This window comes from Streptomyces longisporus, assembly GCF_039532765.1.
Lineage (GTDB): Bacteria > Actinomycetota > Actinomycetes > Streptomycetales > Streptomycetaceae > Streptomyces > Streptomyces longisporus.
On record NZ_BAAASG010000015.1, the window covers coordinates 238,103 to 260,591 of the forward strand.

The 22,489-nt window shown below is 70.9% G+C and carries 19 protein-coding genes and 1 tRNA gene; 10 read left to right on the forward strand and 10 right to left on the reverse strand.

Annotation, left to right across the window (positions count from 1 at the left end):
• Positions 1-22: 22 nt before the first annotated feature.
• The 3 genes from ABD355_RS31820 to ABD355_RS31830 form a co-directional block, all read right to left on the reverse strand.
• On the reverse strand, positions 23-2,170 hold the full coding sequence (locus tag ABD355_RS31820; protein ID WP_344404305.1) for an AGE family epimerase/isomerase: 2,148 nt from the start codon (positions 2,168-2,170) through the stop codon (positions 23-25).
• 4 nt (positions 2,171-2,174) lie between these two features.
• Entirely contained in the window at positions 2,175-4,310 is a 2,136-nt protein-coding gene (glgX, locus tag ABD355_RS31825; protein WP_344404306.1) for a glycogen debranching protein GlgX, read from the reverse strand.
• Positions 4,311-4,574: 264 nt separating this feature from the next.
• Positions 4,575-4,662, reverse strand: a tRNA-Leu gene (locus ABD355_RS31830).
• Between the two features lie 187 nt (positions 4,663-4,849).
• Between ABD355_RS31830 and ABD355_RS31835 the strand changes: the two genes are divergently transcribed.
• The 3 genes from ABD355_RS31835 to ABD355_RS31845 all read left to right on the forward strand — a co-directional run bounded on the left by ABD355_RS31835 (position 4,850) and on the right by ABD355_RS31845 (position 7,477).
• Entirely contained in the window at positions 4,850-6,175 is a 1,326-nt protein-coding gene (locus ABD355_RS31835) for a M20/M25/M40 family metallo-hydrolase (protein ID WP_344404307.1), read from the forward strand.
• A 138-nt stretch (positions 6,176-6,313) separates the two neighbouring features.
• Complete coding sequence (chpH, locus tag ABD355_RS31840; protein WP_030947654.1) at positions 6,314-6,547, forward strand: chaplin ChpH; 234 nt, start codon at positions 6,314-6,316, stop codon at positions 6,545-6,547.
• A gap of 141 nt (positions 6,548-6,688) precedes the next feature.
• Positions 6,689-7,477: a chaplin family protein gene (locus ABD355_RS31845; protein ID WP_344404308.1), complete on the forward strand. Its 789-nt coding sequence runs from the start codon at positions 6,689-6,691 to the stop codon at positions 7,475-7,477.
• Between the two features lie 114 nt (positions 7,478-7,591).
• Here the strand turns inward: ABD355_RS31845 and ABD355_RS31850 are convergent, their stop codons facing one another.
• Positions 7,592-7,780, reverse strand: a complete 189-nt coding sequence (locus ABD355_RS31850) for a DUF5703 family protein (protein ID WP_005485166.1) — start codon at positions 7,778-7,780, stop codon at positions 7,592-7,594.
• A gap of 47 nt (positions 7,781-7,827) precedes the next feature.
• Here ABD355_RS31850 and ABD355_RS31855 point away from each other — a divergent pair, with 47 nt between their 5' ends.
• On the forward strand, positions 7,828-8,538 hold the full coding sequence (locus ABD355_RS31855) for a hypothetical protein (protein WP_344404309.1): 711 nt from the start codon (positions 7,828-7,830) through the stop codon (positions 8,536-8,538).
• A 78-nt stretch (positions 8,539-8,616) separates the two neighbouring features.
• On the opposite strand, the gene ABD355_RS31860 is transcribed toward ABD355_RS31855, so the two are convergent.
• Together ABD355_RS31860 and ABD355_RS31865 are read right to left on the reverse strand one after the other, a co-directional pair.
• Complete coding sequence (locus tag ABD355_RS31860) at positions 8,617-10,974, reverse strand: helix-hairpin-helix domain-containing protein (RefSeq protein ID WP_344404310.1); 2,358 nt, start codon at positions 10,972-10,974, stop codon at positions 8,617-8,619.
• Entirely contained in the window at positions 10,971-11,957 is a 987-nt protein-coding gene (locus ABD355_RS31865) for an aldo/keto reductase (protein WP_344404311.1), read from the reverse strand. The genes ABD355_RS31860 and ABD355_RS31865 overlap by 4 nt, the downstream gene beginning before the upstream one ends.
• Before the next feature lie 112 nt (positions 11,958-12,069).
• On the opposite strand from ABD355_RS31865, the gene ABD355_RS31870 reads away from it, so the two are divergent.
• Together ABD355_RS31870 and ABD355_RS31875 are read left to right on the forward strand one after the other, a co-directional pair.
• Positions 12,070-13,125: an LLM class F420-dependent oxidoreductase gene (locus ABD355_RS31870; protein WP_344404313.1), complete on the forward strand. Its 1,056-nt coding sequence runs from the start codon at positions 12,070-12,072 to the stop codon at positions 13,123-13,125.
• A gap of 223 nt (positions 13,126-13,348) precedes the next feature.
• Positions 13,349-14,137: a ferritin-like domain-containing protein gene (locus tag ABD355_RS31875; protein ID WP_344404315.1), complete on the forward strand. Its 789-nt coding sequence runs from the start codon at positions 13,349-13,351 to the stop codon at positions 14,135-14,137.
• A gap of 1 nt (position 14,138) precedes the next feature.
• Here ABD355_RS31875 and corA read toward each other — a convergent pair whose 3' ends face one another.
• Positions 14,139-15,137 (reverse strand): magnesium/cobalt transporter CorA, encoded by a 999-nt coding sequence (gene corA / locus ABD355_RS31880; RefSeq protein ID WP_344404316.1) that lies wholly within the window; start codon positions 15,135-15,137, stop codon positions 14,139-14,141.
• Between the two features lie 62 nt (positions 15,138-15,199).
• On the opposite strand from corA, the gene ABD355_RS31885 reads away from it, so the two are divergent.
• From ABD355_RS31885 to mshC, 4 genes are all read left to right on the forward strand, one after another.
• Complete coding sequence (locus tag ABD355_RS31885; RefSeq protein ID WP_344404317.1) at positions 15,200-15,886, forward strand: histidine phosphatase family protein; 687 nt, start codon at positions 15,200-15,202, stop codon at positions 15,884-15,886.
• Between the two features lie 111 nt (positions 15,887-15,997).
• On the forward strand, positions 15,998-16,588 hold the full coding sequence (locus tag ABD355_RS31890) for a DUF3090 domain-containing protein (RefSeq protein WP_123964039.1): 591 nt from the start codon (positions 15,998-16,000) through the stop codon (positions 16,586-16,588).
• Positions 16,552-17,382: an SCO1664 family protein gene (locus ABD355_RS31895; protein WP_344404318.1), complete on the forward strand. Its 831-nt coding sequence runs from the start codon at positions 16,552-16,554 to the stop codon at positions 17,380-17,382. The genes ABD355_RS31890 and ABD355_RS31895 overlap by 37 nt, the downstream gene beginning before the upstream one ends.
• A 94-nt stretch (positions 17,383-17,476) precedes the next feature.
• Positions 17,477-18,706: a cysteine--1-D-myo-inosityl 2-amino-2-deoxy-alpha-D-glucopyranoside ligase gene (gene mshC / locus ABD355_RS31900; RefSeq protein WP_344404319.1), complete on the forward strand. Its 1,230-nt coding sequence runs from the start codon at positions 17,477-17,479 to the stop codon at positions 18,704-18,706.
• An 83-nt stretch (positions 18,707-18,789) separates the two neighbouring features.
• Here the strand turns inward: mshC and ABD355_RS31905 are convergent, their stop codons facing one another.
• From ABD355_RS31905 to ABD355_RS31915, 3 genes are all read right to left on the reverse strand, one after another.
• Positions 18,790-19,341, reverse strand: coding sequence for a hypothetical protein (locus tag ABD355_RS31905; protein ID WP_344404321.1), 552 nt, complete (start codon positions 19,339-19,341; stop codon positions 18,790-18,792).
• Positions 19,342-19,375: 34 nt separating this feature from the next.
• Positions 19,376-21,097 (reverse strand): S8 family peptidase, encoded by a 1,722-nt coding sequence (locus ABD355_RS31910; RefSeq protein WP_344404322.1) that lies wholly within the window; start codon positions 21,095-21,097, stop codon positions 19,376-19,378.
• Positions 21,098-21,373: 276 nt separating this feature from the next.
• The gene (locus ABD355_RS31915; RefSeq protein ID WP_115909161.1) at positions 21,374-22,354 is read right to left on the reverse strand and encodes a PAC2 family protein; all 981 of its coding nucleotides are present in this window, start codon (positions 22,352-22,354) and stop codon (positions 21,374-21,376) included.
• Between the last annotated feature and the right edge of the window lie 135 nt (positions 22,355-22,489).

The following is a 22,489-nucleotide window of genomic DNA, read 5'->3' on the forward strand; positions in this document are numbered from 1 at the left end:
GGGGCAGGGTGGTGGTCACGGTTCAGTCCTCCTCGCCCTCTAGCAGGAAGGCGTCAGTGGCCATCAGGGCTTCGCGGACCTCGGGCAGGACCGCGCCCACGACGACGAAGTCGACGTCGAGCCCTGCCTTGGTGCGCTGCACGAGCAGTTCGTTGACCGCGGGCCGGCACATCTCGCTGACCTCGGACAGATGGAACTCCACCCGCCGGGGACCAGCGGCCATCACCTCACCGAGGACCCGGCGGAACTTGTCCAGTTCACCTGCGTCGACCGCGCCGCCGCAGCGGACGTGCGCGGTGCCGCCGTCGAACTCGCTGCGCATCCGCAGGCGCATCTGAACGGGCTCCAGCTCCACCCGCACCCGCACCGGCCCGTCGCTCTCGGGGAGCTTCACGGTCAGCTGCTTGGCGTCGAAGTGATGGTGCTCGCGCCCGTCGACCCACACCCGGGTCAGCTCCACCGAGCCGGGCGGCAGCAGGTCGGGCGCCACCCGCAGTTCACGCTCCGGCAGGTCGTCGGGGCGCGGCCGGAAGTACAGGGTGAGCGGCTCGTGGCTGATCAGCAGACCGGTGTAGGCGGCCGCCAGGTAGCACAGCTCCAGCGAGTGGTAGCCGGCCATGGCGTGCGAGCCCTTGAGCCGCTCGGTGCCCACCAGATACGGGATCCCGTCGGCCAGCACATTGAAGTAGACCCCGCCGTCCTGGTGGTCCAGGAAGAAGGCGTTGTAGAAGGAGGCGGCCTCCCTGGCGAGCCTGAGCGACTCGGGGTCGTCCGCCGTTCCCGCCAGGATCAGATACGCGAGGATCGCCTGCTCCTGCTGCCACCAGGCCTTGCGGTCGTGCCACACCATCCGGTGGATGCCGCTGTCCGCGTCCGCCCGCCGCTCCACCACGTCGTACCAGCCGCCGCGCTGCTGGTCGCTGCCGACCGGCGGCATGATCTCGCCGATCCGCCGGGCGGTCTCGGCGTACTCCTGTTTGTCGTGCAGGGCCCGGATCCGGGTCAGGTTCCAGGCGATCTTCAGGTTGTGCCCGACCACCGCCCGGTCCTGCTGCCAGCCCCAGGTGCGGTCCGGACTCCAGTCCTCGTGGAAGCGCTCCTGCACGAAGGGGCTGTCGGGCTCGTCCGGGAAGCGCGCCACGATGGTGTCCGCGGTCTCCTCCAGGAGCTCGGCGAAGTCCTCCCGGCCGGTGGCCAGATAGGCGTTGATCAGATACGCCGGGGCGTGGTCGCCGACCGAGTTCCAGTTCTTGCGGGAACGGTTGCGGCCCAGCGCGTCGTCGCAGGGGGAGAGGTTGATCGGGTCGATGTGCGAGAAGAAGCCCCCGCGCTCCTCATCACGGAAGTACCGCTGGAACAGGGCGACCGTCCGGTCGATGTCCTCGAGGATCCGCGGATCGCCGGTCACCCGGTACGTCTGGGTCGGCCCGGCCAGCGCATAGATCTGCTCGTACATCGGGATGGCGTCGAAGTCGTCCCCGAACTCCGAGGCGTACACCTTGCGCCGCCCGGTCGGAGTGATGTCCATGCCGTGGTACCAGTAGACGATCCCGTCCTGCTTGTCGTCGACGCGCATGTACTGCCGTAAGTACTCGGTCCCGCTCTCGGCCGCGTCCAGGAACCGGTCCTCGCCGGTCAGCAGATACGCGGTCGAAAGGCCGTAGACCAGCCGGGAGATGGTGTCGGTCTCCTGCCGCACGTTCGCACCCGCGTGCTCGGGCAGGTGCGCCCCGTCGAGGGTGAGGTGGGTGCGGTAGTTGCGCCAGTCGAACTTGCCGTCGGGGAACTGGCCGCGCAGATAGAAGTCGGCGATCGCCGCGGCTTGCTGCACCCACCAGTTGGGATGCTCGAAGACGTAGTGGCCGCGGCTCTCCTCGGGGAAGGTGATCTCCTTCGCCTCGAAGCGCGCGCCGCCCTCCCACTCGTAGAAGATCCCGTACGCGAACAGGAAGCGCCCGGTGCCCAGCATGTCCCGGGTGCGCGAGGTGGTGTCGTGGTAGGGGTCGCCCAGGTTGCGGACGATGCGGGAGACGACGTTGCGGGCCAGGTGCACGGTGAACTCGCGGCCGTCGGAGGTGCGCAGCCCGAAACGGTGCTGGGTGGGGCTGTGGTACGTCACATATCCCGCGAGGGTGTCGGAGAAGATACGGCGGTCGGTGGTGGCACTCATCTCGTCACGTGCCCTTCTCGTCGGGTAGCGCCACAAGGAGGACGACACTGCGGCCGTGGGCGTGGAAGACGGCCCCGTCGACCGGTTCCTCCGCGCCGGCGGGCAGCAGGTCGTGCGGCCCGGAGCAGGCCGTGTCCAGGACCCGGAACCAGCGGTGGCCCTCGACGGGCGGCAGTTCGAAGTCCAGGCCCAGGTGGTACATGTTCAGGATCAGATGCAGGTCGGGGTCGCCGTCGAAGCCGCCGAGCGTGGCCGCCAGCACCCGGGCGTCCGCGTGGTCCCAGCCGGGGCACAGCAGCTTGGTGCCGTGCCAGGTGACGTCGGCCTGACCCCGCTCGTTGCGGCGCTCGGTGAAGAAGCGGGCCTCGCGGAAGGTCCCAAAACGCTTCCGCAGCCCGATGACCCGTTCGGTGAAGGAACGTATCTCCGTTTCCTTCTCCGCCTGGTCCCAGTCCAGCCAGGAGGTCTCGTTGTCCTGGCAGTAGGCGTTGTTGTTGCCCTGCTGGCTGTTGCGGAACTCGTCCCCGGCGAGCAGCATCGGCACGCCCCGGCTGAGCATCAGGATCGACAGGAAGTTCTTGATCTGCCGCACCCTGAGCCGCTCCACCTCCTCGGAGTCCGTCGGGCCCTCCACCCCGCAGTTCCAGCTGAAGTTCTCGTGCGCACCGTCGGCGTTCGACTCGCCGTTGGCGTGGTTGTGCTTGTGCTGGTACGAGACCAGGTCGTTCAGGGTGAACCCGTCGTGGCAGGTCACGAAGTTGATGCTGTTGGTCGGCAGCACCTGCTGCGGGAAGAACAGGTCCGCCGAACCCCCGAGCCGGGAGGCGATCTCCCCGACCAGGCCGGCGTCCCCGCGCACAAAACGCCGTACGTCGTCCCGGAACGGCCCGTTCCACTGCGCCCAGCGCTTCCCCGGGAACCGGCCGACCTGGTACAGCCCGCCGCCGTCCCACGGCTCCGCGATGATCTTCGTCTCGGCGAGCACCTGCGACAGCTCGATCGCCCAGAGGGCCGGTGGTACGGCCATCTCGTACCCCATGGGCCCACGGGACATCTCCGAGGCCAGGTCGAAGCGGAAGCCGTCGACATGGTGCTCGGTCACCCAGTACTCCAGGCACTCCAGGATGAACTTGGTGACCATCGGATGGTTGGCGTTGACGGCGTTCCCGCAGCCCGTGAAGTCCATGTAGCGACTGCGGTCCTGCGGCCAGAGGTGGTAGTACGCCTCGTTGGCCAGGCCGCGGAAGCTGATCGTCGGCCCGTACTCGTTTCCCTCGCTGGTGTGGTTGAAGACCACGTCGAGGATGACCTCGATGCCCGCCCGGTGCAGCGCCTTGACCATGTCCCGGAACTCGGTGATGTGCCCGGCGAGATGGGGCTCGGCGCAGTAGCCGGTGTGCGGGGCGAAGAAGCCGTACGGGTCGTAGCCCCAGTAGTTGTGCAGCCGTGTGCCGTCCGGGCCGGTGCGCAGGATCTGCGTCTCGTCGAAGTCGAAGACGGGCAGCAGCTCCACGGCGGTGATGCCGAGCCGCTTCAGCTCCGGGATCTTCTCCACGACCGCGGAGAAGGTGCCGGGGTGGGCGGCGCGCGAGGTGGGCGAGGCGGTCAGGCCCCTTACGTGCATCTCGTAGATGACCGTGTCCGTCATCGGTGTCCGTAACGGACGGTCGCCCTCCCAGTCGTAGTCGTCGAGGTCGACGACCAGGCTGCGCATGCAGTGCTCCACGTTGTCCCCGCCGCCGATGGCGTGCGTGCGGTCCCAGCAGCTGTTGATGTTGGCCCGCGCATAGGGGTCGAGGAGCACCTTGCGGTGATTGAAGCGGGCCCCCGAGTGGTGGGTGTTGCGGGGGCCGTCGATCCGGTACGCGTACACCTGCCCCGGGCCGATCCCGGCCACATGGCAGTGCCAGAAGTGGAAACTGCGGTGCCGCTCGGGGTGCAGGCGCACGACCCGGGACGGCAGGGGCGCGTCACAGCGGTCGAACAGCAGGAGGTCGACGCGCGTCGCATGCTCGGAGAAGAGCGAGAAGTTCACGCCGTCGGCGTCGACGGTGGCGCCCAGGGGCTGGGGGCGCCCCGGTGTGACTCTCGGGACGGCCTCCGGCCGACGCTCCATCGTCAGGCTTCCCTGGGTCTTCACAGAGCTTCACCTCTTGTCACCTGGGAGTCACTGGCTCCGAACCAGTCAACAAGCCCTGTAAGGTCGAGTCAAGTAAATTGTAAATCCGGAGGGCGCCACGGAGCCAGGCGCGCGCCGGAGCGCACGGGGGGAGCTGGGACTTCGCCCGACCTCGGGGAATCTTGCGGAATCCGCGCGGGGACGACGCCGGGCGACGGGTGACGGCCGGATCAGCCGTGAAGGTACGACGAAGCCCCCGGCCGCTGAGCGGCCGGGGGCTTCGGCTGGTGTCCGAGGGGGGACTTGAACCCCCACGCCCGATAAAGGGCACTAGCACCTCAAGCTAGCGCGTCTGCCATTCCGCCACCCGGACAAGGTGTCTGTCGTGCGGGGTTTCCCCCGCGGCGACGAAGGAAACATTACCAGGCTTTCGAGAGGTCCCCCCTCACCCCCCGTCCGGCGTGAACGGCGTGTGACGGGCGGGGTCCGGTCTTGGGGAGCGGCCGGACTCAGGGGGAGGATGAGGGGAACCACCAGCAGTGACAGCGGGAGGAAGCAGCGTGAGCGACACGGACACGGCCAGGGGCGTCACCGGCGAGGACGAGGTCGTGGACCTCTGCCGCGAGCTGATCCAGATCGACACCAGCAACTACGGCGACCACTCCGGGCCGGGTGAGCGGGAGGCGGCCGAGTACGTCGCCGAGAAGCTCGCCGAGGTGGGTCTCGACTCGAAGATCTTCGAGTCGTACCCGGGCCGGGCCTCCACGGTCGCCCGGATCGAGGGCGAGGACCCGTCACGGCCCGCGCTCCTCATCCACGGCCACCTGGACGTCGTACCGGCCAACGCCGACGACTGGACCCACCACCCGTTCTCCGGCGAGGTCACCGACGGCTGCGTGTGGGGCCGCGGGGCCGTCGACATGAAGGACATGGACGCGATGACCCTGGCGGTCGTGCGCGACCGGCTGCGCAGCGGGCGCCGGCCCCCGCGCGACATCGTCCTCGCCTTCCTCGCCGACGAGGAGGCGGGCGGCACGTTCGGCGCCCGGCACCTGGTCGACAAGCACCCCGACCTCTTCGAGGGCGTCACCGAGGCGATCAGCGAGGTCGGCGGCTTCTCCTTCACAGTCAACGAGCAGCGGCGGCTCTATCTCATCCAGACGGCCGAGAAGGGCATGCACTGGATGAAGCTGACCGTGGCCGGCACCGCCGGGCACGGGTCGATGATCCACCGGGACAACGCCATCACCGAACTGTCGGAGGCCGTCGCACGGCTCGGACGGCACAAGTTCCCGGTACGGGTGACGAAGACCACCCGGGCCTTCCTCGACGAACTCGGCGACGCGCTCGGCACCGAGCTGGACCCCGAGGACATGGAGGGGACCCTGGCCAGGCTCGGCGGCATCGCCAAGCTCATCGGCGCGACCCTCAGCAACACCGCCAACCCCACGCAGCTCGGCGCCGGTTACAAGGTCAACGTCATCCCGGGCGAGGCCACGGCGCACGTCGACGGGCGTTTCCTGCCCGGGTTCGAGGAGGAGTTCCTCGCCGACCTGGACAAGATCCTCGGGCCGAAGGTGCGGCGCGAGGACGTGCACGCCGACAAGGCCGTCGAGACCACCTTCGACGGGGCGCTGGTGGATGCCATGCAGTCCGCGCTGGTGGCCGAGGATCCGGCCGCCAAGGCGATCCCGTACATGCTCTCCGGCGGCACGGACGCCAAGTCCTTCGACGAGCTGGGCATCCGCGGCTTCGGCTTCGCACCGCTCAAGCTGCCCCCGGAGCTGGACTTCGCCGGCATGTTCCACGGCGTCGACGAGCGGGTGCCGGTCGACGGCCTGAAGTTCGGAGTGCGCGTGCTGGACCGCTTCATCGACGCCTCGTGACCTTCGTAATCGGCCGCGCGTACGGAACGGGCCCGAGAAGGGTGAATGCGACCATCAGCTCGTAGCTCCATTACTTCCTCCTCGTTACAGGTAATGCGATCAGCAACACGAGATCGCTTTTGCCAACAAGGAGGAATAATGCTCAAGAAGGTCGTCGCTGCTGCGGCTGCCACTGGTGGTCTGGTTCTCGCGGGTGCGGGCCTGGCCGTCGCCGACGCCGGTGCTCAGGGTGCCGCGGTGCACTCCCCGGGTATCGCTTCCGGCAACGTCGTTCAGGTGCCCGTGCACGTCCCCGTGAACGTCTGCGGCAACACGATCTCCGTGATCGGGCTGCTGAACCCCGCCTTCGGCAACACCTGCATCAACAAGTGATGTCGACCCGCTGAGGGTCGTTCACGCCCGTCGGCTCCGGAGTGCGGCCATGCGCTCCGGAGCCGACCGGCCGTTTCGCGAATTTCCGCGTGGGATTTCGCGGGATTCCAGGTCAGGAATGAAGGCAGGGAGAATTCAGCAATGCGACAGGTCACCCGCAAGGGCCTGATGACCGTGATGGCGGCGACCGGCGTGCTCGCAGCGGCGGGCGGTTACGCCCACGCCGACTCGGGCGCGAACGGCTCCGCCTCGGACTCGCCCGGCGTACTGTCCGGCAACACGGTGCAGGCGCCGGTACATGTGCCGGTGAACGTCTGCGGCAACACGGTCAACGTCGTCGGACTGCTCAACCCGGCGCGGGGCAACGAGTGCAGCAATGAGGGCGGGCACGGCGGTTCCGGCGGCGGGGCCCAGGCCGGCGGACATTCCAGTGACTCGCCCGGCATCGGCTCGGGCAACACCGTCCAGGCGCCGGTCGACGTGCCGGTCAATGTCTGCGGCAACAGCGTCAACATCGTCGGCATCGGCAACGCCGCCGAGGACAACGAGTGCACCAACGGCGGTTCGGGCGGCGGCCACCAGACGCCTCCGCCCGGGAACCCGGGGCAACCCGGCAACCCCGGCAACCCCGGACACCCCGGTAATCCGGGACACCCGAGTCACCCCGGTCACCCGGGCACTCCCGGCCACCCGGGCACTCCTGGCCACCCGGGCAACCCGAACCACCCCGGTCACCCCGGCAACCCGAGCACGCCGGGCGGCTCCTCGCACACCAACCACCCGGGCACCCAGACGGTGACCCAGCCGCTGGGCGGCGCACAGCTCGCGCACACCGGCAGTGACCTGCCGATCGGCGTCGTGCTCCCGGTGGGCGCCGGGGCGCTGCTGGCGGGTGCGGTCATGTACCGCAAGGCGCGCGCTTCGGTCTGAACCGGCGCATCTCCACGCCGAGCACCGCAAACTTCCCCTACGGTGCGCAGAACGGAGCGGGCCCCGTGCTGGCGGGGCCCGCTCCGTTTCCGTCGTCTCCGTCCTCGCCTCAGCTCACCACGTGGCCCGCACCTGGCGGATGATCCGCCGGCGCAACCGCACCCTGCGGCTGCCGTCGCGCAGCAGGCTCAGACGGTCCAACTCCCAGTGTCCGTACTCGGCATGGTCCGTCAGCAGGCGTGTGGCGTCCTTGCGGGAGACCCCGCGCGGTACGTACACGTCGACAAATTCGTATTCCGGCATCGCATCTATTGTGCGGGCTGGGGCCCGGTACGGATAGCGTCTGCACTATGTCTGATGCTGCGCAGCCCACCGCTGCCGAGGTACGAGCCGCTGCCGAGGCGGTCAAGACCGCGCTCGACCGTCACTTGGCCGCGGTCGAACGCAGGTCCGGGGAGGACGACCAGGCCGTCTACGAGGCGTTCAACGAGCTCGCCGCGGCCGCCGAGACGTACGACGAGTTGCTCTACGACCGCTACGACGAGGTCACGCCCTTCGAGATCCCCGGTGCGGAGGACACGCTGCCGCCGTACACGGGCCCCGAGGAGCCGAACGCGCTGAGTGTGCTGATCCGCCGCGACTATGCCGTGGCGGATCAGCATCGGCTGCTGGCGCAGGCGCAGCGGGTGGAGGCGGCGGACGACGACGGTCGGGGGGCGGAGACCTCCGCGACCGTGCACGGGGCGCTGGGCGTGCTGTTCGGCGAGTTCGAACCGGACGAGATCGCCTCGCGGCACAAGGAGTTCGGTCTCGAGGAGGGCGACTCCACGCTGTGGGTGACGGCCGCGGACGAACCCGCCGAGCCGGGGGACTGGCTGGAGGCGCCGTTCGAGCAGATCGATCCGCAGCGGGTGGTCTGCCGCTTCGACGTCAGCGCGGTCTTCGACGACGAGATCGACGACGGCCGCCTCGCCGGCGTGACCGACGACGACCTCGAGGACGAACTCGACACCGACCTGGACGGCGACGAGGACCTGGAACCACTGGACGCGGACCGCTAGCGCGGGGCCGGACCGTTGTGCGGCGGCGTTCACGGATGACCTCCGTGAACGCCGCCGCCGTTTGGTCTGGCCCCTCGGTCAGCCGGTGGCCGGTACCTGGGTGCTGAGCAGGAGCGGCAGACGGGTCGTGCGGGGCTTTGCCGGGACCTCGGCCACGGCACGGGGGAGTGCCTGGTCCACGCCGTGGACCACGGAGAGGTGGCGGTCCGCCCTGCCGAACGCCGTGTAGACCCACGGGCGGCTGAGGGACTGCGCCGCGTCCCCGGGCAGCACCACGACCACCGCGGGCCACCTGCTGCCCACCGCCTGGTGCGCGGTCAGCGCCCACCCGTGCCGCACGGACTGCTCCACCCGCTCCTTCGGTACGACGACGGAGGCGCCCGCACACGACAGATGCAACCCGGCGGCGTCGGCCGTCACGACCTTGCCCGTTGTCGTACGGCCCGCTGCGGGGGAGTAGGCGATCCGGTCGCCGGGGTCGAAGCCGGCGAAGCGGCCCGGGCCGGGGTTGAGGCGTTCCTTCAGTGCCGCGTTGAGCGCGCGGGTGCCGGCCGCGCCGCCGTGGCCGGGGGTGATCACCACGGTCTGCTCGGGCGGCACGCCGATCGCCCGGGGCACCGAGTCGGCGACGAGCTGCACGGTCCGGTGGACCGCCTCGCCCGCGTCCCGCACCGGGACGATCACGACCTCCTTGCCGGGGGCCTCGACCTGGTTGAGCTCACCGATGCCGATACCGGAGACCAGCTCGCCGAGCGGGCCGAGGTCCGGCCGCCGCGAGGCGATCCGGGGGCAGACCCGCGCCGCCAGCAGATCGGCGAACACCCGCCCGGGCCCCGCCGACCACAGCACCCCCGGATCCCCGGCCAGCACCAGCCGGGCACCGTCGGGCAACGACTCGACGAGCAGGGCCCCCGTCTCGACGTCCAGTTGGGGCGCGTCGAGCACCACGAGGAGATCCAGGTCCAACGCCCCGTCCGCATCCCGCCCGGGCCCCTCGTCACCCGAGAGCAGCCCGGCGACGGTGGCGACACCGGCGGCACCCGTGCCAGGCGCAGTTCCGCCCGCCGTGCTGCCGCCCGGCACCGGCTCGTTGCCTGCGGGGCCTCCCGGTGTGCTGCCGGTCACGGCGGGCTCCCCAGCGGCGCCACTCGCCGCGCTGCCGCCGGCCGCAGGGCCGTTCCCCGCTCGCCCGCCCGGTGTGCTGCTGGTGGGCACGCCACTGCTCGTCACCGCGGGCTCCCCAGCGGCGCCACGCGCCGCGTTGCCGCCCGGCACCGAGCCGGGGCGCCCCGCGCACAGTGCTGCGAAGCGGTCGCGGCCGGTCGGGGTGTGGGTGGCCGCCCAGGCGCGCAGGCCGAGGGTGGTGGCTGCCTGCAGCAGGGCCGCCGGTTCGGTCAGGGAGGCCTCGCCGCCGGTGTGCAGGACCAGGCCGTGGCCTGCGACCGCGCGGACGAGTTCGGCGGCGGTGTCCGGTGCGGAGGCGGCGGCCTCTTCCCAGGCCTCGGCCGAACCGTCCTCCTTCGGGACCGAGTTGATCAGGCGGGCCAGTCCGTCGGCGAGGCTCTCCTCCGCGAGCGCGTACCGCTCAAGGCCCACCAGGATCCGTACCGGACGCTCCTCGGCCTCCTCGGCCGTCTCCGGTGCCGGAGCGGTCGGGTCGAGGGCGTCCTGGAAGACCAGGGCCTCGCCCTCCGCGACAGCGCTCTGCACGGCCGCGTCGGCGTCGGGCACGCCCCGCTGGGTGAGCGCCGCGGTGAGCGCAGGCATCTCCAGCGCCGTGTGCCCGGCGAGGGCCGCCTGCTCCAGCAGCCACCCCGTCAGCGCCCGGCCCCGCCGCTCGTCGTCCGGACCGCACTCCGCGCCCAGCAGCACCCGCGCGAAGCCGTCGGCCTGCTCGGGCCGCACACCGCCGACGCGCAACAGCAGCCAGGGGTCCTCCCGCAGAACGTCCTCCGCACCCTCGCCGAGAGCGGCGGCGACCTGCGGTGCGAGCGCCTCCGGTGCGCCGCCGGCGCTCAGCACGCGCCGTACCGCGTCGACGGCCTCCGGCGCCGCAGCAGCGGGCGCGGCCGGGGGCGTCGGCTGCTGACGCCGTACCGGCTCGGGGGCGGGACGGCGCGGAGCGGACTCACTGAACACGGTGGCCACGGGCTTCGCGCCGCTCTCCACGGCGCGGACGGCGGCCAGCAGATCCGCGGCCTTCCCGCTGAGCTTCGCGCCGCTCTCGACCGGCCCCGCCTTCTCGGCCTTGCGCCGCTCGATCCGCTCCCGCTCCAGCCGCTGGGCCGCCAGCTCGGCCTCGGCTTCGGACAGTTGGGTGGCCGATGCGCCGTCACCGTCCGCCGCGGTCGCGCCCTCGCCGCTCGGCCCCGCGGCGCCCGGCGTCCCCGGCTCGGCGTTCTCTGCGTCCTCGGTGGGCTCGGGCTCCGTGCTCACAGCGTGCTCCAGTCGTGATCGGGATAGCGGTGCACGGGCGCCGACACGTCGTCGAGCGCCCGGCAGATCTCGTCAGGAAGACTAAGGGCCTCCACTGACAATGCCGCCGTGAGCTGCTGGGAGTTGCGCGCACCGACGATGGGCGCGGCCACGCCGGGCCGGTCGCGGATCCACGCGAGGGCGACCTGCAGGGGCGTCACCGCGAGCCCGTCCGCCGCGGTCTGCACGGCGTCCACGATGCGGCTCGCGGTGTCGTCGAGGTACGGCGCGACGAAGGGTGCCAGGTGCTCGGAGGCGCCGCGCGAGTCGGACGGCACGGCCTCGCCCCGGTACTTGCCCGTCAGGACCCCGCGGCCCAGCGGCGAGGACGGCAGCAGGCCGATGCCCAGGTCCAGCGCGGCCGGCAGCACCTCGCGCTCGACGCCGCGCTGCAGCAGCGAGTACTCCATCTGCGTGCCCGCCAACCGGGTCCGCAGCCCGGGCGCCGCCAGCTGCCACGTCGCCGCCTTGGCGAGCTGCCAGCCGCAGAAGTTGGAGACGCCGGCATACCGCGCCCGGCCGCTGCTGACCGCAAGGTCGAGAGCCTGCAGGGTCTCCTCCAGCGGGGTGTGCGGGTCGAAGGCGTGGATGTGCCAGACGTCGACATAGTCGGTGCCGAGCCGGGCCAGTGAGGCGTCCAGCGCGGAGAGCAGATGCCCGCGCGAGCCGTCGACCCGGCGGTCCGGGTCCGGCACACTGCCCGCCTTGGTCGAGATCACCAGGTCCCGCCGCGGAACCAGGCCTTCTATGAGGCGTCCGAGCAGGTATTCGGCCTCCCCGTCGCCGTACACGTCCGCCGTGTCGACCAGGCTCCCGCCCGCCTCCCAGAACGTCTTCAAGAGGTCCGCGGCGTCGTGCTCGTCGGTGTCCCTGCCCCAGGTGAGCGTGCCGAGTCCGATGCGGGACACGCGAAGGCCGGTCCGGCCGAGATACCTCTGCTCCATGAACGCCGAGATTACTGGCCCGGCCCTTCGGCGTGGGGGCCTGTGGACAACCAGTTTCCGCACGCTAGGGTCGGGCCGACAGGGACGTTACTGATCGGTAAGGGGTATCGGCATGCAGCTCGGGATCAACCTCGGCTACTGGGGTGCCGGAATGGACGCGGACAACCTGGAGGTCGCGAAGGAGGCCGACCGCCTCGGGTACGCCGTGTGCTGGGCCGCCGAGGCCTACGGGTCGGACGCGGCCACCGTGCTCAGCTGGGTCGCCGCCCAGACCGAGCGCATCGACGTGGGGTCGGCCATCTTCCAGATCCCGGCCCGCCAGCCCGCGATGACCGCGATGACCGCCGCCACCCTCGACTCGCTGTCCGGCGGCCGTTTCCGCCTCGGCCTCGGCGTCTCCGGCCCGCAGGTCTCCGAGGGCTGGTACGGCGTCAAGTTCGACAAGCCGCTGGCACGCACGCGTGAGTACGTCGACATCGTCCGCAAGGCGATGACGCGCGAGCGGCTGTCGTACGAGGGCGAGCACTGGACGCTGCCGCTGCCCGGCGGGCCGGGCAAGCCGCTCAAGCTGACCGTGCACCCCGAGCGCGAGCACATCCCGCTGTACATCGCCGCGATCGGCCCGAAGAACCTCGAGCAGACCGGTGAGATCGCCGACGGCGCCCTGCTGATCTTCCCCTCGGCCGAGCACCTCGAGGAGACCACGATCAAACACCTGCGTGCCGGGCGGGAGAAGGCCGGCAAGACCCTCGACGGCTTCGACGTCTGCCCGACGCTTCCGCTCTCCGTCGGCGAGGACAAGGACGTGGCCACCCTCGCCGACGCGTTCCGGCCCTACACCGCCCTGTACGTCGGCGGCATGGGCAGCGCCAAGCAGAACTTCTACAACCAGCTGGCCCAGCGCATGGGCTTCGAGGCGGCGGCCGCCGAGGTCCAGGAGAAGTACCTGTCCGGCGACAAGCAGGGCGCCGCGGCCGCGATCCCGCACGACCTGATCGACAAGACGGCGCTGCTCGGTTCCGTGGACCGCATCGCGGACCGGATGAAGGAGTACGCGGCGGCGGGGGTGACCACCCTGAGCCTCAACCCGGCCGGCTTCACGCTGGAGGAGCGGGTCGCCTCGCTCCGCGCCGGCACCGAGGCCCTGGAGCGCGCCGGACTGGCGTAACGCACGCTCCGGGGCGGCGGGGAAAAGTCTCTGCGGCCGTGGTGGGGGCTCGGGGGTCTTCCCCGCCACGGCCGTCACGGAGAACAACGCGCCCGGCCGCGCGCGGTTACGCCTCCGATGCGACCCCTTGCGTCCTCCTTTCGGCCGAGTCCTCCGACACAGCTGTTGCAGCACCTCCAGCGCCGCATTTGACTCGTTCGAGACCGGCAGAGAGGTGCCCACGATGCTTTCGGCCAGGAGTCTTTTCCAGGAGATCCTCGACGACGACGAGTCGTTCGCCCTGTTCTGCTCCATCGCGGCCAGCGGCGAGTCCCAGGGCGGCTGGGAGAACGGGCGGATCGCCGCGCTGGTCCCCGACAGCGAACGCGACCTCGCCCCCAAGATCACCCGGCACGGCGCGGACGAGGACAAGCACGGGCGGATCTTCAACGCCCTGATGAAGAAGCGCGGCCTCGAACCCGTCCCCGTACCGCCCGAGACCGACTACACGATGCTCCTGGAGAAGAACGGCATCGGGCTCCCCCACGACAAGCTCAGGAACGACGAACCGCTCACCGTGCAGGACATCGTCACCTACCTCTCCCACAGCCGGGTCACCGAGCAGCGCGCCTCCGAGCAGATGGAGCTGCTGCGCCGGCACTTCGCCGACCACCCCGACATCGGCCGCGCGGTGCGGATGATCTCCGACGACGAGGACAACCACCTGGCCTACTGCCACGAGGAGTTGCTGCGCCTCGCACACGCCGGACACGGCCGCGCCATCCAGCGCACACTGCGGGAGTGCGCGCTCGCGGAGATCCGCATCTACCGGGACGTCAGCCTCGCCGTCATGGACCACATGGGGCGCATCCTCGGCTGGCCCAGGGCCAAGTCGGCGCTGCTCGCCGCCGGCATCCACGCCGTCTACGCCTACGAGCGGTTCGCCGGCTGGCGGCGCATGGTGAGCCTGAGCATGCCCGAGCGGCGCGACGCACTGGGCGGAACCGCAAGGACGGCACCCGAGTTCGCCTGAGCTACAGCCAGCCCCGGTGCTTGAAGAGGCGGTACAGCAGCACCTCCAGGCTGGCCATCGCCAGGATCACCGCCGGGTACGACACCCGCCAGTGCAGCTCCGGCATGTGGTCGAAGTTCATGCCGTAGATCCCAGCGATCATCGTGGGGACCGCCGCCATGGCCGCCCACGCGGAGATCTTCCGCATGTCGTCGTTCTGCCGCACGCTCATCTGTGCCAGATGTGCCGACAGCACGTCCGAGACCAGCCGGTCCAGGCCCTCCACCGACTCGTTCACGCGCGTCAGGTGGTCGCTCACGTCCCGGAAGAAGGGCTGCGCCTTCTCGTGCACGAAGGGCACCCGGGTGCTGAAGACGCCTCCGCCCGCCAGCCGGGCCAGCGGCTGCGCCAGCGGGCCCGTGGCCCTGCGGAACTCCAGGATCTGCCGCTTGAAGGCGTAGATGCGGGACGCGGTGTGCCGCGAGCCCCCGCCGGTCGGCGAGAACACCTCCGTCTCCAGCTCCTCCAGGTCGGTGCCCAGCTCGCCGGCCACCTCCACATAGTGGTCGACCACCGCGTCGGCGATCGAGTACAGCACCGCGGTGGGGCCGTGCCGAAGCATTTCGGGCTCCTCCTCCAGCCGGTGCCGCACGGCTGCGAGCGGCGCCTCCTCGCCGTGCCGCACCGTCACCACGAACGAGTCACCGATGAAGACCATGACCTCCCCGGCGGTGACGATGTCGCTCTTCGCCTCGTAGCCGACCGGCTTGAGGACCATGAACAGCGAGTCGTCGTACACCTCCAGCTTGGGCCGCTGATGCGCGTTCAGAGCGTCCTCGACGGCCAGCGGATGCAGCCCGAACTCCTCCGAGACCCGGTCGAACTCCTTCTCCGTCGGCTCGTACAGGCCGATCCAGACGAAGGCGTCCCGCCCGCGTCGGCACTGCGCCAGGGCGTGCGAGAAGTCCGCGGGCCCCTCCGTCCGACGCCCGTCCCGGTAGATGGCGCAGTCGACGATCACGGAGCGTATTCTCCCGCCCCGGGCCCGCCGATGCACCCCGTCGTATGCCTACTCTTGGCCGCATGCCCACGCTCATCCTGGTCCGGCACGGACGTTCCACCGCCAACACCGAGGGGGTGCTCGCCGGCTGGACGCCCGGCATCGCCCTCGACGAGCGCGGCGCCGCGCAGGCCGCCGCCCTGCCCGGCAGGCTCGCCGGGCTGCCGATCTCCGAGGTCGTCAGCAGCCCGCTGCAGCGCTGCCAGGAGACGATCCGGCCGCTCCTCGACGCCCGCCCCGAGCTGACCGCGCACACCGACGAGCGCATCGGGGAGGCCCACTACGGCGACTGGTCCGGCCGCAAGCTCGCCGAGCTCAAGGACGAGCCGCTGATGGAGGTCGTACAGGCGCACCCGTCGGCCGCCGCGTTCCCGGGCGGCGAATCGATGCGCGCGATGCAGACCCGCGCCGCCGAAGCCGTACGAGAATGGAACGCGCGCGTGGAGCGCGACCACGGCGCCGACGCCGTCTACCTGATGTGTTCGCACGGCGACATCATCAAGTCGCTCGTCGCGGAGGCACTCGGACTTCATCTCGACCTTTTCCAGAGGATTTCCGTTGAACCGTGTTCCATCACCGCGATCCGTTACACACGTCTGAGGCCGTTTCTCGTACGACTCGGTGACACCGGCGATTTCGCATCGCTGGCGCCGCGCGAGGAACCCCCGGCCGGCGACGCCACGGTCGGGGGCGGTGCGGGCGCACCGTGATCGTCGGGCGCAGTAGGGTGAAGCGGTCGCAGTAGCGCCGCACCCGTCCGCACCAGCAGGCCGTGCGGTCATCCGGTCCGATGTCGATCCACGAATTCCAGGAGACAGGACGTGTCCCGTCAGGTGTTCCTCTACGACCCCCCGGACCGCTTCGTGGCCGGTACGGTCGGTATGCCCGGACGCCGTACGTTCTTCCTCCAGGCCACCGCGGGCCCCCGCGTGACCAGCGTGGCCCTGGAGAAGACCCAGGTCGCCGCCCTTGCCGAGCGCATGGACGAACTGCTCGACGAGGTCGTACGGCGCAGCGGCGGCAGCGCAGCCGTCCCGGCCGTGGCCTCCACCGAGATCTCCGACACCGATCCACTGGACACCCCCGTCGAGGAGGAGTTCCGGGTCGGCACCATGGCCCTTGCCTGGGACGGCGAGGAACAGCGCATGATCGTCGAGGCGCAGGCCCTCGTGGAGCTCGACGCCGACTCCGAGGAGGACCTCGCGGAGGCGGAGGAGCGCCTGCTCCAGGACGAGGAGAACGGGCCCCCGATGCTGCGGGTCCGGCTGACCGGCGCGCAGGCACGGGCCTTCGCCAAGCGCGCACTCGACGTCGTCAACGCCGGGCGGCCGCCGTGCCCGCTGTGCAGCCTCCCGCTCGACCCGGAAGGACACGTATGTCCGCGCCAGAACGGATACCGCCGCGGAGCGTGACGACCGACGAGCCGCTCGCTGACCTGCTCACCCACGGCGAGCTCACCGTGCGCGGCCGGATCCGCGAGGCGTCCAACGCGGCGCTGTACTGCACGATCTCCCACGAGGGCCGGGAAGAGGCCTGCATCTACAAGCCGGTGGCCGGCGAGCGGCCGCTGTGGGACTTCCCCGACGGCAACCTCGCCCGGCGCGAGGTGGCCGCCTACGAGGTCTCCGAGGCGACCGGCTGGGGCCTCGTGCCGCCCACCGTGCTGCGGGAGGGGCCGTACGGCGAGGGGATGGTCCAGCTGTGGATCGAGGTGAGCCCCGAGGCCGAGCTGCTCGCCCTGGTCGACGGTGAGGAGCCGGAGCCGGGCTGGAAGGCGATCGGCTTCGCCGAGGTCGGCGAGGGGAAGACGGCGCTGCTGGTGCACGCCGACGACGAGCGGCTGCGCCGGCTCGCCGTGCTCGACGCCGTGATCAACAACGCGGACCGCAAGGGCGGCCATCTGCTGCCCACGGCCGACGGCCGGTTGTATGCGATCGACCACGGCGTGACCTTCAACACCGAGAACAAGCTCAGGACGCTGCTGTGGGGGTGGGCGGGGGAGCCGCTGGCCCCGGAGGCGGTGGACGTCCTCAAGTCCCTCCAGGAGGCCCTGGCCGCGCAGGGAGCCCTGGCCATGCGGCTGGCGGCCCTGATCACGGAGGCCGAACTCGACGCCACGCGCGCGCGTGTCGCCGTACTCCTGGAGACGGGGAAGCATCCCGAGCCGAGCGGCGAGTGGCCTGCGATTCCCTGGCCGCCCGTATAGAAGCAGACCGGCGGGTGTCACGCAAGAGGGCCTTACCGGCCATCCGGCCCGGTCCGGTTCGTATACGGAACTTCCGTCCGGTTAGGCTCATGACATGCATGCCTGGCCCGCTTCCGAGGTCCCCGCCCTGCCTGGTCAGGGCCGCGACCTGAGGATCCACGACACCGCGACCGGCGGTCTGGTCTCCCTCGACCCCGGTCCCGTCGCCCGTATCTACGTCTGCGGCATCACGCCGTACGACGCGACCCACATGGGTCACGCGGCGACCTACAACGCGTTCGACCTCGTTCAGCGCGTGTGGCTCGACACCAAGCGGCAGGTTCAGTACGTCCAGAACGTCACCGACGTGGACGATCCGCTGCTGGAGCGGGCGCACCGCGACGGCGTCGACTGGGTCGCCCTCGCCGAGCAGGAGACGGCCCTGTTCCGCGAGGACATGACCGCGCTGCGGATGCTGCCGCCGCAGCACTACATAGGCGCGGTCGAGGCGATACCCGGCATCGTGCCGCTCGTCGAGCGGCTGCGGGACGCGGGCGCCGCCTACGAACTCGACGGCGACATCTACTTCTCCGTGGAGTCCGACCCCAACTTCGGCAAGGTCTCGGGCCTGGACGCGGCGGCCATGCGGCTGCTGTCCGCCGAGCGCGGCGGCGACCCGGACCGTCCGGGCAAGAAGAACCCCCTCGACCCGATGCTGTGGATGGCCGCCCGCGAGGGCGAGCCCAGCTGGGACGGCGCCTCGCTCGGCCGCGGTCGCCCCGGCTGGCACATCGAGTGCGTCGCCATCGCCCTGGACCACCTCGGCATGACCTTCGACGTGCAGGGCGGCGGCTCCGACCTCGCCTTCCCGCACCACGAGATGGGCGCCTCGCACGCCCAGGTGCTGACCGGCGAGTTCCCCATGGCCAAGGCGTACGTCCACGCCGGCATGGTCGCCCTCGACGGCGAGAAGATGTCCAAGTCCAAGGGGAACCTGGTCTTCGTCTCCAAGCTGCGGCGCGACGGGGTGGACCCGGCCGCGATCCGGCTGGCGCTGCTCGCCCACCACTACCGCTCCGACTGGGAGTGGACCGACCAGGTCCTTGAGGACGCCGTGGCGCGGCTCGGGCGCTGGCGCGCCGCCGTCTCCCGGCCCGACGGGCCGCCCGCCGAGGCCCTGGTCGAGGAGATCCGCGAGGCCCTCGCGAACGACCTGGACGCCCCGGCCGCGCTCGCCGCGGTCGACCGCTGGGCCGCACTGCAGGACACCGAGGGCGGTACGGACATCGGCGCACCCGGTGTCGTGTCGCGGGCGGTGGACGCTCTGCTGGGCGTGGCCCTGTAGTCACCACAGCCTTGTGGTCACCAAGGCACGGGAAAGGGGCGCTTCCTCCGCGGAGGAAGCGCCCCTCGTGTCATCGGGCCCGGTCAGATCCTGCGCACCTGGATGCTGCGCAGGACGTTCGGTGAGCCCGAGTCCCAGATGCCGACCACCTGGTGGCCGAAGGCGAACGCCTCCTGGACCTGGTCATGGGTCTGCGGGTTCGGGTTGGCGAAGATCCTGAACTGGCCCTGGATGCGCAGTGCGATCAGGCTGGGCTGGCCCGGCAGCGGCTGCACGACGTCGATGTAGCCGTCCGCGATGCCCGCCTGGAGCACCTGCTGCTGGACCTGCTGCTGAACGTGCTGCACGGCGACCTGGGCGATCTGGTGGAGCTGCTGCTGCACCTGCTGCTCGTGCTGCTGCTGTTGCTGCTGACCGTAGCCCTGGTGCTGGCCGAGCTGCTGCAGCAGCTGCTGGAAGGGCTGCTGCTGGCCGAGCTGCTGGAGCTGCTCCAGCGAACCCATGCCCACGCCCATACCCATGGGCTGCTGCTGCTGCCCGAACGGCTGCTGCTGGTACTGCTGGTAGGGCGACGTGCTCGGGAACTGCTGGCCTTGCTGCTGTCCCAGTTGGCTCATCTGCGGGGTGGTGCTCATACGGGTGTCACCTTCCCTTGATGGTTGGGATTCGTCAGCCCGTGACGACCAGGCCGACGATCTCGTCGTCCGAGAACCACACTCGGACGTCGGGCCGTCCCCCCGCGAAGGCGGAGTGCACCGCCTGGCGGATCTCCGGGGACGGGTGGTTCAGGTTCCGCCAGGCACCGGCCACGAACAGCCTCAGCCTGGGCGGGAGTTCACGGGGGTAGGGCAGCAGCTCGTCCCAGTACCGTTCGGCCTGGCCCGAGCCGACCGCCTCCGGCAGCAGATGCGTGACCGCCGCCCTGATGTCGGGCCGGTTGCCGATCCGCTGCGAGGCGGGCCGGCCCGGCGCGTCCTGCTGCGGGGAGCCCGTGGCCCGCAGCACGGCCCGCGCACGCTCCGGGGACATCGGCTGCTGGGCGGCCGCCTTCAGCATGCCCTGCAGCGCGGCCAGGGCGCCGACCACCAACGGGCAGGCGGCGGAGGTACCGGAGAACGTGTCCGTGTACCAGGCGATCTCCTCGGGCCCGCCCTGCAGATCGCCGGGCTTGTCCCAGAAGCCGCCGGTGGTCGTCACCTCGCGGCCCCAGCCCTGGGCGTCAAGGCGGGCGCCGTAGTTGGAGAACGCGAGCCGGGAGCGGTCCGGGCCGTGATCGCGGCCGTGCGTGCCGGGCGGCGGTGCGCCCGCGCCCACCAGGACGGCACCGGAGGACTGGTTGGAGGGATTGAACGGGTTGCGCCACCACTGGGGGAATTCGTCCGGGCGGCGCTCGTAGACCGCGTCGTCCAGCGACTCCCCGCCGTTGCCGGCCGCCTCGACGACGAGGACGCCCTTGGCGGTGGCGTACCGGATGGCCGCGTAGTCGTCCGGCCACCACTCCAGTGCGACATAGCCGCGCTGGTCGTCGCGCTCGGCGTATTCGAACCGCGGTCCGGGGCGGTGCAGTTCGACCAGTACGACGTCGCCGGGGCCGAGCCGGTCGGCCGCCGCATGGATCGCGGCCGCCGTGCCGATGCCCTGGACGGACGCGGCGGCGGTCACCGCCTCGGGCACGATGCCGTTGACGCCGTACTCGCCGGGGCCGCCGCCGATCACGCCGATCACGGCGGTGCCGTGGTTGCGCCAGGCGAGGTCGGTCAGCGGGGTGCCGACCACGACGCCGGCCAGCTTGGCGGCCAGGTCCTCATGGCCCAACTGCCAGGCGCCCTCGACGTCGATGACCGTCACCCCCTGACCCGACCCACCGGGGCGCTGCCATGCCCAGTGGGCGTCTATCCCCTCCGGCGCGGGGCGCAGATAGCCCTGCCGGCTGCTGAAGTCGGGGGTGACGGGCGAACCCTCCTTCAGCCGGCCGCTCTCCTCCGCCAGGGACGCCGGTACGGCGCCGGGCTTGATGTACGCCGTGTCGACGCCCGGCAGCGCGGCGATCCGCGAGCGCAGCTCCTCCGCCCGGCTCTCGCCGCCGCGCACCCGGTAGAACATCGCGAGATCGGGCACGTTGCCCTCGCTCGGGGCGGCGGACTGCTGCAGCCGCTCCTCGCTGCCGAACAGCGGCTCCAGCGCCAGCTGTTCATCGCCGAGGAACATGTTCAGAGCGGAGACGTCGGCTCCCGCGGCCGAGCGGACACCCTCGGCCTGGGCGCGCAGCCGGGCCTCGGGACGGGCGACGACGATCAGTTCCCGCTCGGCTCCTCGATAGGTGAATCCCGCTCCGTCGGGCCCCGGCCCGGACGTTCCCGGCCCTTGCGCCGGCTGTACCTGGTCGCTCATCGGTACCGCTCCCTTCGGTCCGTGCGGGTGCGCCATCGGTGCACAACCAAGCACGGTCTCGGCGAGGCGTCCAGACCGTATTCACCAACTCGGTTTGAAAACAAGTTGAATTGGGTAGCGCGTGCAATCCGTCCTGAAACAGATGTCACGTAGCAAACCGGCCAAAGACTGCAGAGTTGTCAGTCGTGGGGCGGGGCGACAGCCATGGCGCGGGGCGACAGAACGCAAAGAGGGCGGTGCGCAAGCTGCGCACCGCCCTCAACTCGGTCGACCCGGCTAGTCCTCCGACGACTCCTCGTCGTCCGGCCCCGGCTTCGGTGGCTTCGGCGGCTTCGTACGACCGCTGGGGTTGTCCCGCAGATACGACGTGCTGTCGCTGCCGTCCGCGGTCGCGTGTCCGCCGCTGGACGGACCTGAGCCGTCCCGGCGCCGCAGATAGCGCTCGAACTCGCGGGCGATCGCCTCGCCCGACGCCTCCGGCAGCTCCGCGGTGTCCCGGGCCTCCTCCAGCGTCTGGACGTACTCCGCGACCTCGCTGTCCTCGGCGGCCAGCTGGTCCACGCCGACCTGCCAGGCGCGCGCGTCCTCGGGCAGTTCGCCCAGCGGGATGCGCACGTCGATCAGGTCCTCCAGGCGGTTCAGCAGGGCCAGCGTCGCCTTGGGGTTCGGCGGCTGCGACACGTAGTGCGGCACGGCCGCCCACAGCGACACCGCCGGCACACCGGCGTGCGTACAGGCCTCCTGGAGGACGCCGACGATGCCCGTCGGACCCTCGTACTTGGTCTCCTCCAGGTCCATGCGCTGCGCCAGGTCCGCGTCGGACGTGGTGCCGCTGATCGGGACCGGCCGGGTGTGCGGGGTGTCGCCCAGCAGGGCGCCGAGCACCACCACCAGCTCCACACCCAGTTCGTGCGCGAAGCCCAGCAGCTCGTTGCAGAACGAGCGCCACCGCATCGACGGTTCGATACCTCGGACGAGTACGAGATCGCGCGGCTTCTCGCCGCCGACACGGACGACCGACAACCTTGTCGTGGGCCATGTGATCTTGCGCACGCCCGCATCCATCCACACCGTGGGGCGGTTCACCTGGAAGTCGTAGTAGTCCTCGGCGTCCAGCGCCGCGAACACCTCGCCCTTCCACTCCCTGTCCAGATGCGCGACCGCGGTGGAGGCGGCGTCGCCGGCATCGTTCCAGCCCTCGAACGCGGCCACCATGACCGGGTCGATCAGCTCGGGAACCCCCTCGAGCTCGATCACCCAGGCCTCCTTCCGACGTGCCCTCGCTTGACCACACAACCTTACGGCGTTCCGCGGGGGCGCCAGCAGCCCCCTTGCACGGGGGAGTGAACGGATCACTGCCCCGTCCGGGGCCCTCGAACACCCATGATCGCC